Consider the following 11,236-nt stretch of genomic DNA (forward strand, 5'->3'; position numbering starts at 1 on the left):
GCGGCTGCGCGGCCGTGGTCGTCATCGCCTCGGGCGTGCTCGGCTTCTCCGATTCGGGCTGGGGCCAGCTGCTCGTCCTTGCCGCCGGCATCGCGATGCTGCTGCGGGCCCGTCTCTTCCGGTACACCTCGCAGGTCAGCTGCGCACTCGTCGCGGGCATCACGGCGATCGGGCTTCTGGCCCTCGGTCTCTCCCTCGACCCGCCGGCCGAGATCCTGCGGGAGATCCAGGCGGGCGACCAGGGTGCGCTCGACCTCCGTACGATCTGGCTCACCGCGTCCATCGCGGCGGCCGCGGCCCTCGTCACCTCGATCGGTTTGATCGTCCCCCGCAAGGGCGTGACTCCTTTCTGGGGACGCTTCCTGGAGATCCTCGAAACCTTCGTGCTGCTCTCCCTCCTTCCGCTCTGCCTCGCGGTGATGGACGTCTACTCCGCGGCCCGCAGCATGACGAGTTGACGCTTCGGTCCGTACGGACAGGAAGCGGATCGGCATCGAATCCGCAGGTGAAGGGTGTTCTGCGGCCTCCCGCAGGGGGGCGGCAGAACACCCTTTCCGCGCTGATAAGCTGGGTCGGTCTCACGAGTAGTCGAAGCATCCCCTGAGCTGAAGACCAGGGGCGCTCGTGGGCGACAACCCCTGAAGGAGTACGCGTGTCGTCTCTCGATGTCGCGACAAAGAAGCAGATCATCTCCGAGTTCGCCACCAAGGAGGGTGACACCGGCTCCCCCGAGGTTCAGGTGGCGCTGCTCTCCCGCCGCATCTCGGACTTGACCGAGCACCTCAAGAGCCACAAGCACGACCACCACTCCCGCCGTGGTCTGCTGCTGCTGGTCGGCCAGCGTCGCCGCCTGCTGCAGTACCTGGCGAAGAAGGACATCCAGCGCTTCCGTGCCCTCGTGGAGCGCCTCGGCATCCGCCGCGGCGCGGCGGGCGCCCGCTGAGTACGTGAATGAGGGGAGCGGCTCCCGACCGAGGGGCCGCTCCCTTCGCCGTACCTGAAGGGGCCGGAAGGTTTGTAGGCTGGTCCCCAGCACCACATACAGCAGACATGCGGACATACGCAGAACCGCAGTCCGCACACAAACGCGGCAGGGGCGCCCCGCCGTAGCCGGTCCTCGGTAGTGGCCCCCGGATTCCCAGAGGGTTCCGGGTGCTTCGATCGAAGACCGGCCCGTACACGGAGCGCTCCTCCGCAGCCGGTCCGCCGCCACACGGGCGACGGACGCAGACGAGGAGATATCCCTGGTGGAGAACGAGACCCACTACGCCGAAGCCGTCATTGACAACGGCACGTTCGGCACCCGCACGATCCGCTTCGAGACCGGCCGTCTTGCCAAGCAGGCAGCCGGTTCGGCTGTGGCGTACCTGGACGACGACACCATGGTGCTGTCGGCCACCACCGCCTCAAAGCAGCCCAAGGACCAGCTCGACTTCTTCCCGCTGACGGTGGACGTCGAGGAGCGGATGTACGCAGCCGGGAAGATCCCCGGCTCCTTCTTCCGTCGTGAGGGCCGCCCGTCCGAGGACGCCGTCCTCACCTGCCGCCTGATCGACCGCCCGCTGCGCCCCTCCTTCAAGAAGGGCCTGCGCAACGAGATCCAGATCGTCGAGACGATCATGGCTCTCAACCCCGACCACCTCTACGACGTGGTCGCCATCAACGCCGCCTCCTGTTCCACGCAGCTGTCGGGTCTGCCCTTCTCGGGCCCCATCGGCGCCACGCGTGTCGCTCTCATCCGCGGTCAGTGGGTCGCCTTCCCGACGCACACCGAGCTCGAGGACGCCGTCTTCGACATGGTCGTCGCGGGCCGGACACTGCCGGACGGCGACGTCGCGGTGATGATGGTGGAGGCCGAGGCCACCGAGAAGACCGTCGAGCTGGTCAAGGGCGGTGCCGAGGCACCGACCGAGGAGGTCGTCGCCGCCGGTCTCGAGTCCGCGAAGCCCTTCATCAAGGTGCTGTGCAAGGCCCAGTCGGACCTGGCCGCCAAGGCTGCGAAGCCCGTCGGCGAGTTCCCGATCTTCCTGGACCACCAGGACGACGTGCTCGAAGCCCTCACCGAGGCCGTACGCGACGAGCTGGCCCAGGCTCTGACCATCGCCGGCAAGCAGGAGCGCGAGACCGAGCTGGACCGCGTGAAGGTGCTGGCCGCCGAGAAGCTGATCCCGCAGTTCGAGGGCCGGGAGAAGGAGATCTCCGCGGCGTACCGCGCGCTGACCAAGGAGCTGGTCCGCGAGCGCGTCATCCGCGAGAAGAAGCGCATCGACGGCCGCGGCGTCACGGACATCCGTACGCTCGCCGCCGAGGTCGAGGCCATCCCGAGGGTCCACGGTTCGGCGCTCTTCGAGCGCGGCGAGACCCAGATCCTCGGCGTGACCACGCTGAACATGCTGCGCATGGAGCAGCAGCTGGACACCCTCTCGCCGGTGACCCGCAAGCGCTACATGCACAACTACAACTTCCCGCCCTACTCCACCGGTGAGACCGGCCGCGTCGGTTCGCCGAAGCGCCGGGAGATCGGCCACGGTGCGCTCGCCGAGCGTGCGCTCGTGCCGGTGCTGCCGACGCGCGAGGAGTTCCCGTACGCGATCCGCCAGGTCTCCGAGGCCCTGAGCTCCAACGGCTCGACCTCCATGGGCTCGGTCTGCGCCTCCACCATGTCCCTGCTGAACGCCGGTGTGCCGCTCAAGGCCCCGGTCGCGGGCATCGCCATGGGCCTGATCTCCAAGGAGATCGAGGGCGAGACGCACTACGTCACCCTCACCGACATCCTCGGTGCGGAGGACGCCTTCGGCGACATGGACTTCAAGGTCGCCGGCACCCGGCAGTTCGTCACGGCCCTTCAGCTCGACACCAAGCTGGACGGCATCCCGGCCTCCGTGCTGGCCGCGGCCCTCAAGCAGGCCCGCGACGCGCGTCTGCACATCCTGGACGTGATGAACGAGGCCATCGACGTCCCGGACGAGATGTCCCCCAACGCCCCGCGGATCATCACCGTGAAGATCCCCGTGGACAAGATCGGTGAGGTCATCGGCCCCAAGGGCAAGATGATCAACCAGATCCAGGAGGACACCGGCGCCGACATCACCATCGAGGACGACGGCACCATCTACATCGGTGCCGCCGACGGCCCGGCCGCCGAGGCCGCCCGCACCACGATCAACGGCATCGCGAACCCGACGATGCCCGAGGTCGGCGAGCGCTACCTGGGCACGGTCGTGAAGACGACCACCTTCGGCGCCTTCGTCTCGCTCCTCCCGGGCAAGGACGGTCTGCTGCACATCTCGCAGATCCGCAAGCTCGCGGGCGGCAAGCGCGTCGAGAACGTCGAGGACGTCCTCGGCGTCGGCCAGAAGGTCCAGGTCGAGATCGCCGAGATCGACCAGCGCGGCAAGCTCTCGCTCATCCCCGTCATGGACGAGGACGCCGAGGGCTCCGAGTCGTCCGAGGAGAAGGACGGCGCGGACGCCGACGCGGGCGACAAGTGACACGTACGCACCGTGCGACGGCCCGCCCCACCATCAAGGAGGGGCGGGCCGTCGCCCGTACAACAGCAGCGAGGGTGAAGCAGATGTCCGGCGGCGGAGACGTCCGCAAGACCGTTCTTCCGGGCGGGCTGCGGGTCATCACCGAGACCGTTCCCACCGTGCGTTCCGTCACCTTCGGGATCTGGGTCCATGTCGGCTCCCGCGACGAGACCCCGGCGCTCAACGGCGCCACGCACTATCTGGAACACGTGCTCTTCAAGGGCACGGAGCGGCGCAGCGCGCTGGAGATCTCGGCGGCGCTCGACGCCGTCGGCGGCGAGATGAACGCCTTCACCTCCAAGGAGTTCACCTGCTACTACGCCCGCGTGCTGGACGCCGATCTTCCGCTCGCGATCGACGTCGTCGGTGACATGCTCACCAGCTCCGTCCTCGACCCCGCCGAGGTCGAGGCCGAGAGGGGCGTCATCCTCGAAGAGATCGCAATGACCGAGGACGACCCCGGCGACTGCGTGCACGACCTCTTCGCCCACACGATGCTCGGTGACTCACCGCTCGGCCGTCCCGTGCTGGGCACCGTCGAGACGGTCAACGCGCTCACGCGCGACCGCATCGCCGGCTTCTACCGCAAGCACTACGACCCGCCGCACCTCGTCGTCGCAGCGGCCGGCAACCTCGACCACGACACCGTCGTGGAGCAGGTGCGCGCCGCCTTCGACCGTGCGGGCGCGCTCGACCGTACGGACGCCGGCGTGCAACCTGCCGGCCCGCGCACCGGGGTCCGTCCCGTGAGCGCCCAGGGGCGGGTGGAGCTGACCGACCGCCGCACCGAACAGGCCCACCTGGTCCTCGGCATGCCCGGCGTCTCCCGCAACGACGAACGCCGCTGGGCACTCGGCGTGCTCAGCACGGCCCTCGGGGGCGGCATGAGCTCCCGCCTCTTCCAGGAGATCCGCGAGAAGCGCGGCCTGGCCTACAGCACGTACTCCTACACCTCCGGCTTCGCCGACTGCGGCCTCTTCGGCGTCTACGCGGGCTGCCGTCCCGCCCAGGTCTCCGACGTGCTGAAGATCTGCCGCGACGAGCTGGACCAGGCCGTCCGGCAGGGTCTGCCCGACGACGAACTGCAGCGGGCCATCGGCCAGTTGTCCGGCTCGACCGTTCTCGGGCTGGAGGACACCGGCGCGCTCATGCACCGGCTCGGGAAGAGCGAGCTGTGCTGGGGCGAGCAGATGTCCGTCGACGAGATGCTGGCCAAGATCTCCGCAGTCACCCCCGACGACGTACGGGCAGTCGCTCGCGACGTGCTGGACCAGCGTCCCTCGCTCGCCGTCATCGGCCCGCTCACCGACCGTCAGACGGACCAGCTGCACGAAGCGGTCGCCTGACCCCTGCCCGCACCCGCCCCGGCGCTCCGCGGCCCCGAGAATCCGCGAAGTCCGTGAAGTCCGCGAAGGAACAAGCCCATGAGCAAGCTGCGTGTGTCCGTCCTCGGCTCGGAGGGACGGATGGGTTCCGAGGCCGTACGTGCCGTGGAAGCCGCCGACGACATGGAACTGGCCGCCGCACTCGACCGTGACGACAGCCTCGACGCCCTCACCGCCGCCGGCACCCAGGTCGTCGTCGACCTGACGCACCCGGACGCGGTCATGGGCAATCTGGAGCACTGCGTCGCAAAGGGCATCCACTGCGTCGTCGGCACGACCGGCTGGACGGACGAGCGGCTGCAGACCGTACGGGGATGGCTGGAGGCCTCGGCCGGCACCGGCGTCCTGATCGCGCCCAACTTCGGCATCGGTGCCGTGCTGACCATGCGCTTCGCCGCTCAGGCGGCCCGCTTCTTCGAGTCGGCAGAGGTCGTCGAGCTGCACCACCCCGACAAGGCCGACGCCCCCAGCGGTACGGCCGTACGCACCGCGCAGCTGATCGCCGGCGCACGGGACGAGGCCGACCTGCCCGCACAGCCCGACGCCACCAGCACCTCACTGGACGGCGCGCGGGGTGCCGACGTGGACGGCGTCCCGGTGCACGCGGTGCGGCTGCGCGGACTCGTCGCGCATCAGGAGGTGCTGCTCGGCGGCGAGGGCGAGACCCTGACCATCCGGCACGACTCGCTGCACCGCAGCTCCTTCATGCCGGGTGTGCTGCTCGGCGTGCGGCGGGTCGGCTCCACCCCCGGGCTCACCTTCGGGCTGGAGCACTTCCTCGACCTGGACCGATGACGAGCATGCGCGCGAAGCTCACCTACCTCACGCTGGCGGTCCTGCTCGTCTTCTACTTCCTGCTGGTGGGGAGCCGGGGAGTGCTGCTGATCCAGCAGGGGACGCCGGTCACCGTCGCGTTCGGGGCCGCCGTCCTCGTCCTGCCGCTGATCGGCATCTGGTTCCTCTGGCACACCACGCGTTTCGCGCGCAACGCAGGCCGGCTCGCCCGCGAGCTGGAGGCCGAGGGCGGGCTTCCGGTCGACGAGCTGCGGCGCACACCGTCCGGCCGCATCGACAGGGAGTCGGCGGACGAGGTGTTCGCGAAGCGGAAGGCGGAGGCTGAGCGTGACCCGGCGAACTGGCGTTCCTGGTTCCGCCTCGCCGTCGCCTACCACGACGCACGCGACACCCCCCGGGCACGGAAGGCCATGCAGCACGCCATCTCGCTGCACGACGGCGCCCGCGACGGGCACGGAAGCGGCACGCGCTAGCGGGACTCGGCGGCCCAGCTCTCTATGACGTCGGCCGCCCGGTCGAAGGCCTCCGGACGCGCGAGGAAGTCCGCGTTGTGGTCCGTCAGGAGTGTGCGCAGAGGCTGCCCGTCGCCGGCGCGTACGACTGCGAGCGCCTGGCCCTGAACGGTGCGGGGCATTCCGAGCCACCTCACGGGCTGCTGCACTGTACGTACAGCCGCCACCTGGCCCCAGCTCAACGTGACGGTCCGCAGCAGTCCGACCTGACGCAGGCCGTACGCGCAGACCCACATGCCCACACGCAGCAACCGGAGCGCGAGCGCGATCACGAGCACCGCCGCACCCGCACACACGGCTGCGCCGGGCACCGCGCCGGCGAGGGCGATGATCAGGGCTGAGAAGAGCAGGTACGAGGCGAGCAGCAGCAGCATCGCTCCGCCTGCGACCCGCCAGGGGCCGGGACGGTACGGGCGGCGCCAGCGCTCGCGGGCGTCGTGCGGCAGCGGCATGTCGGAGGCATCGGCCGCGCCTGCGTGGCCTTCGTCGGCCGTCAGAAATGGCAGGGGCACTGCTGGTCCTCGCTCGCAAATGGACTCGATCGGGTGCGCGAGGACACTAGCGAGCTATGCGTGGACCGGCCAGCCTGGCTGGTCCACGCGGCGCGTCGGCGGCCGGAGCGGCATCGCCGGAGTGGACGGTCAGCGGCCCTCGGCCGCGGCGGGACCGTCCTGCGGGGACTGCTGCTCGGGGTCGAGAGCGGGAACGCCCAACAGGAGCGAGCCGACCAGCCCGGCCACCACGGTCAGGCCGAACAGCGCACTTCCCGTCCGCTGGGTGAGGCTGCGCTCGGCGCGAGGCGGCGGTGTGACATTGCTGCGGAACCGGTCGGCGTCGGCAATGAACGCGAACGGCACTGACTCTCCGCGGCGGGGCATGGGCAGGACTCTCCTGTCGAGATCGATCTGGATGGTGTTCAGAGGGGAAACGTCCCGGAGGGCGGTGAAGTGCCGCATACGGTGAACGTCCCTGAAAAGTATCAAGTGGGCTTGTGACTTCGTGCACCGGGGTGCCTTATCTCAAAAGACAGACCCTTTTGTCCGGATAGATACGGCTGTTCGGACATCTGCGCGCGGGGCGTGAACCGGCGTGCGGGCGACGGGGGCTGTCGGTGGGGCGCCGTAGGCTGGGCGCGCCCTGGCACCGCACGTACCCGGAGGACCTCGCCAGTGACCGACACAACCGACCAGACCGCCGCTCCCAGCTTCCGCGGCGAGATGACCGTCGAGCTGGTCAAGCACAACGCCGCCGACACCGACGTTCTCTGGGCCGCCCGGGTCTCCACCGCCGGCGAACAGTCGTTGGAGGAGCAGCACAAGGACCCCGAGCGTTCCAAGGGGCTCATCAACTACCTGATGCGCGACCGCCACGGCAGCCCCTTCGAGCACAACTCGATGACCTTCCTCATCAGCGCCCCGCTCTTCGTCTTCCGCGAGTTCCACCGCCACCGCGTCGGCTGGTCCTACAACGAGGAGTCCGGCCGCTACCGCGAGCTGCAGCCCGTCTTCTACACCCCGAACGCCTCCCGCAAGCTCGTCCAGCAGGGCCGTCCCGGCAAGTACGAGTTCGTCGAGGGCACGCCGGAGCAGCACGAGCTGACGGTCGGCGCCATGGAGGACTCCTACCGCCAGGCGTACGAGACGTACCGCCGGCTTCTGGAAGCCGGCGTCGCCCGCGAGGTGGCGCGTGCCGTCCTCCCGGTCGGGCTGTTCTCCTCGATGTACGCCACGTGCAACGCGCGGTCGCTCATGCACTTCCTCGGTCTGCGCACCCAGCACGAGCAGGCGAAGGTCCCCTCGTTCCCGCAGCGGGAGATCGAGATGGTGGGGGAGTTGATGGAGGAGCAGTGGGCGAAGCTGATGCCCCTGACCTACGCGGCCTTCAACGCCAACGGCCGGGTCGCCCCATGACTGTCCGGATTGCGGGCATTCGCGAAGTGCGCCTACGCTGAAAACAAGGCTCGGCACTGCTTGAACCCCCGAGCGGGCAGTGCCGGGTCTGTTGGGGCTTCAGGTCGTTCACCTCGATGAACGACCTTCAGCATGGACCCGAGGGGGCACGACCGGGCGTGCTGCGAGTAGCGTGGACCCCATGGCTCCGACCTCCTCACCGCACACGCCCTTCGGACGGGTCCTGACCGCGATGGTCTCGCCGTTCACCGCAGACGGCGCTCTCGACCTCGACGGCGCGCAGCGACTGGCCGTTCATCTGGTGGACGCCGGCAACGACGGCCTCATCATCAACGGCACCACGGGAGAGTCCCCGACCACGAGCGATGTCGAGAAAGCCCAGCTCGTGCGGGCAGTGGTCGAAGCGGTCGGAGACCGCGCCCACGTCGTGGCCGGAGCCGGCACGAACGACACCGCGCACAGCGTCGAACTCGCCCGCGACGCGGCCAAGGCCGGCGCGCACGGCCTCCTGGCGGTGACGCCGTACTACAGCAAGCCGCCGCAGGAGGGCCTCTTCCGGCACTTCAGCGCGATCGCGGACGCCACCGATCTCCCGGTGATGCTCTACGACATCCCGGGCCGTTCCGGAGTCCCGATCAACACCGAGACGATCGTCCGGCTCGCGGAGCATCCGCGCATCGTCGCGAACAAGGACGCCAAGGGCGACCTCGGACGCGCCAGCTGGGCCATCGCCACCAGCGGGCTCGCCTGGTACAGCGGTGACGACATGCTCAACCTGCCGCTGCTCTCGGTCGGAGCGGTCGGCTACGTCTCGGTCGTCGGCCACCTCGTCACGCCGGAGCTGCGCTCCATGCTCGAAGCGCACCTCAGCGGCGACGTCACGAAGGCCACCGAGATCCACCAGAAGCTGCTCCCCGTATTCACCGGCATGTTCCGCACGCAGGGCGTCATCACGACGAAGGCCGCCCTCACGCTCAGCGGCCTGCCCGCCGGGCCGCTGCGGATGCCGCTCGTGGAGCTCTCCCCCGAGGAGACACAACAGCTCAAGCACGACCTCGCTCACGGCGGCGTCCAGCTTTGAGCACAGACGTCATAACTGCATGACGGGCAGCGCCCGTACAACCAAGACATAGTCAGAACGAACGAATTCACAGCGCAAACGCAATCATGAAAATCGCATGCGCCACGTGTCCCAGGGGGTCCCCGAAGCCGGAGGCCGGGGGCGCGTGGCGCGTGTGGTGAGGAGAGTCTTTTGAGTCATCCGCACCCCGAGCTCGGCCCGCCGCCGAAGCTCGCCGAAGGCGGTCTGCGGGTCACCCCGCTCGGCGGTCTGGGCGAGATCGGCCGCAACATGACGGTTCTCGAATACGGCGGCCGCCTGCTCATCATCGACTGCGGCGTCCTCTTCCCCGAAGAGGAGCAGCCCGGCGTCGACCTGATCCTTCCGGACTTCAGCTCGATCCGGGACCGCCTCGACGACATCGACGGCATCGTGCTGACACACGGGCACGAGGACCACATCGGCGGCGTCCCGTTCCTGCTGCGCGAGAAGGCCGACATCCCGCTCATCGGCTCCAAGCTGACCCTCGCACTGATCGAGGCGAAGCTTCAGGAGCACCGCATCCGCCCGTACACGCTGGAGGTCGAGGAAGGCCATCGCGAGCGCATCGGGCCCTTCGACTGCGAGTTCGTGCCGGTCAACCACTCCATCCCGGACGCGTTGGCCGTCGCCATCCGCACACCCGCCGGAATGCTGGTGCACACCGGTGACTTCAAGATGGACCAGCTCCCGCTGGACGGCCGTCTCACGGACCTCCGAGCCTTCGCACGTCTCGGCGAGGAAGGCATCGACCTGCTCCTGAGCGACTCGACGAACGCCGAGGTCCCGGGCTTCGTCCCGCCCGAGCGCGAGATCTCGGGCGTCCTGCGACAGGTCTTCGCGGGCGCGCAGAAACGCATCATCGTGGCGAGCTTCGCCAGCCACGTGCACCGGATCCAGCAAATCCTGGACGCCGCCCACGAGTTCGGACGCCGCGTCGCCTTCGTCGGCCGCTCGATGGTCCGCAACATGGGCATCGCACGCGACCTCGGCTACCTCAACGTCCCGGCCGGCCTGGTGGTCGACGTGAAAACGCTCGACGACCTTCCGGACGACGAAGTGGTCCTCGTCTGCACGGGATCGCAGGGCGAGCCGATGGCCGCACTGTCACGCATGGCCAACCGGGACCACCAGATCCGCATCGTCCAGGGCGACACGGTGATCCTGGCGTCCTCCCTGATCCCGGGCAACGAGAACGCCGTCTTCAGGGTCATCAACGGCCTCTCGCGCTGGGGCGCGAACGTCGTGCACAAGGGCAACGCCAAGGTCCACGTCTCCGGACACGCATCGGCGGGCGAGCTCCTGTACTTCTACAACATCTGCCAGCCCAAGAACCTGATGCCGGTCCACGGTGAGTGGCGTCATCTGCGCGCCAACGCGGAGTTGGGCGCACAGACAGGCGTCCCGCGCGATCGCGTCGTCATCGCCGAGGACGGAGTGGTCGTCGACCTCATCGACGGCAAGGCCAAGATCGCAGGCAAGGTTCGCGCCGGATACGTCTACGTGGACGGGCTGTCCGTCGGCGACGTGACGGAGTCCTCTCTCAAGGACCGCCGCATCCTCGGCGACGAGGGCATCATCTCCGCCTTCGTGGTGGTGGACAGCAGCACGGGCAAGATCGTGGCCGGCCCCCACATCCAGGCGAGGGGATCGGGCATCGACGACGCCGACTTCGGTCAGGTCGTACCGAAGCTCGAGGAAGTCCTCGTCAAGTCCGCCCAGGACGGCATCGCGGAGACGCACCAACTCCAGCAGCTGGTCCGTCGAACGCTGGGCAAGTGGGTCTCCGACACCTACCGTCGCCGCCCCATGATCCTTCCCGTGGTGGTCGAGGTCTGAGGCTCAACACCGGGCGGAGCGCCTCGATTTGCCTCCAGGCGCTCCGCTCAAGTACGTTTACACCTCCACCTCGACGGGTACCGGACGATCTTCGCCCGGAGCACGCCCGCGCACCAGGAATTCGAAAACGGCCCGGAAAGGCCGGACAAGAAATTCTGGTAAGGTT

General features: G+C 68.7%; 10 protein-coding genes and 1 pseudogene. 9 read left to right on the forward strand and 2 right to left on the reverse strand.

Annotated features, from left to right (window positions below):
* The 6 genes and pseudogenes from H5J26_RS23185 to H5J26_RS23210 all read left to right on the forward strand — a co-directional run.
* A pseudogene (locus H5J26_RS23185) lies at positions 1 to 458 on the forward strand (type VII secretion integral membrane protein EccD); the annotation flags it as partial.
* Positions 459 to 652: 194 nt separating this feature from the next.
* Positions 653 to 943: a 30S ribosomal protein S15 gene (gene rpsO / locus H5J26_RS23190; protein WP_181767882.1), complete on the forward strand. Its 291-nt coding sequence runs from the start codon at positions 653 to 655 to the stop codon at positions 941 to 943.
* A 304-nt stretch (positions 944 to 1,247) separates the two neighbouring features.
* A complete protein-coding gene (locus H5J26_RS23195) occupies positions 1,248 to 3,491 on the forward strand; it encodes a polyribonucleotide nucleotidyltransferase (protein ID WP_181767883.1) in 2,244 nt (747 codons plus the stop codon).
* Positions 3,488 to 4,876, forward strand: a complete 1,389-nt coding sequence (locus H5J26_RS23200; RefSeq protein WP_181767884.1) for a M16 family metallopeptidase — start codon at positions 3,488 to 3,490, stop codon at positions 4,874 to 4,876. Before H5J26_RS23195 ends, H5J26_RS23200 begins: the two co-directional genes overlap by 4 nt.
* Before the next feature lie 78 nt (positions 4,877 to 4,954).
* On the forward strand, positions 4,955 to 5,710 hold the full coding sequence (dapB, locus tag H5J26_RS23205; RefSeq protein ID WP_181767885.1) for a 4-hydroxy-tetrahydrodipicolinate reductase: 756 nt from the start codon (positions 4,955 to 4,957) through the stop codon (positions 5,708 to 5,710).
* A 5-nt stretch (positions 5,711 to 5,715) separates the two neighbouring features.
* A complete protein-coding gene (locus tag H5J26_RS23210; protein ID WP_181767891.1) occupies positions 5,716 to 6,183 on the forward strand; it encodes a tetratricopeptide repeat protein in 468 nt (155 codons plus the stop codon).
* Here H5J26_RS23210 and H5J26_RS23215 read toward each other — a convergent pair.
* A complete protein-coding gene (locus tag H5J26_RS23215; RefSeq protein WP_181767886.1) occupies positions 6,180 to 6,734 on the reverse strand; it encodes a PH domain-containing protein in 555 nt (184 codons plus the stop codon). The two genes, H5J26_RS23210 and H5J26_RS23215, sit on opposite strands and share 4 nt — an antisense overlap.
* A gap of 129 nt (positions 6,735 to 6,863) precedes the next feature.
* The gene (locus H5J26_RS23220; RefSeq protein WP_181767887.1) at positions 6,864 to 7,100 is read right to left on the reverse strand and encodes a hypothetical protein; all 237 of its coding nucleotides are present in this window, start codon (positions 7,098 to 7,100) and stop codon (positions 6,864 to 6,866) included.
* Between the two features lie 339 nt (positions 7,101 to 7,439).
* Here H5J26_RS23220 and thyX point away from each other — a divergent pair, with 339 nt between their 5' ends.
* The 3 genes from thyX (at position 7,440) to H5J26_RS23235 (ending at position 11,070) form a co-directional block, all read left to right on the forward strand.
* Complete coding sequence (thyX, locus tag H5J26_RS23225) at positions 7,440 to 8,132, forward strand: FAD-dependent thymidylate synthase (RefSeq protein WP_210771675.1); 693 nt, start codon at positions 7,440 to 7,442, stop codon at positions 8,130 to 8,132.
* A 181-nt stretch (positions 8,133 to 8,313) separates the two neighbouring features.
* A complete protein-coding gene (gene dapA / locus H5J26_RS23230) occupies positions 8,314 to 9,213 on the forward strand; it encodes a 4-hydroxy-tetrahydrodipicolinate synthase (RefSeq protein ID WP_181767889.1) in 900 nt (299 codons plus the stop codon).
* A gap of 171 nt (positions 9,214 to 9,384) precedes the next feature.
* A complete protein-coding gene (locus H5J26_RS23235; RefSeq protein WP_181767890.1) occupies positions 9,385 to 11,070 on the forward strand; it encodes a ribonuclease J in 1,686 nt (561 codons plus the stop codon).
* Positions 11,071 to 11,236: the final 166 nt, after the last annotated feature.

Source organism: Streptomyces albidus (ex Kaewkla and Franco 2022) (assembly GCF_013870515.1).
Taxonomy (GTDB): domain Bacteria; phylum Actinomycetota; class Actinomycetes; order Streptomycetales; family Streptomycetaceae; genus Streptomyces; species Streptomyces albidus.

Excerpts from the sequence above, each read along its gene's own strand:
- H5J26_RS23220 (WP_181767887.1), bottom strand. The coding sequence starts at position 7,100 with ATGCCCCGCCGCGGAGAGTCAGTGCCGTTCGCGTTCATTGCCGACGCC.
- H5J26_RS23210 (WP_181767891.1), top strand. The coding sequence starts at position 5,716 with ATGCGCGCGAAGCTCACCTACCTCACGCTGGCGGTCCTGCTCGTCTTC.
- thyX (WP_210771675.1), top strand. The coding sequence starts at position 7,440 with ATGACCGTCGAGCTGGTCAAGCACAACGCCGCCGACACCGACGTTCTC.
- dapB (WP_181767885.1), top strand. The coding sequence starts at position 4,955 with ATGAGCAAGCTGCGTGTGTCCGTCCTCGGCTCGGAGGGACGGATGGGT.
- dapA (WP_181767889.1), top strand. The coding sequence starts at position 8,314 with ATGGCTCCGACCTCCTCACCGCACACGCCCTTCGGACGGGTCCTGACC.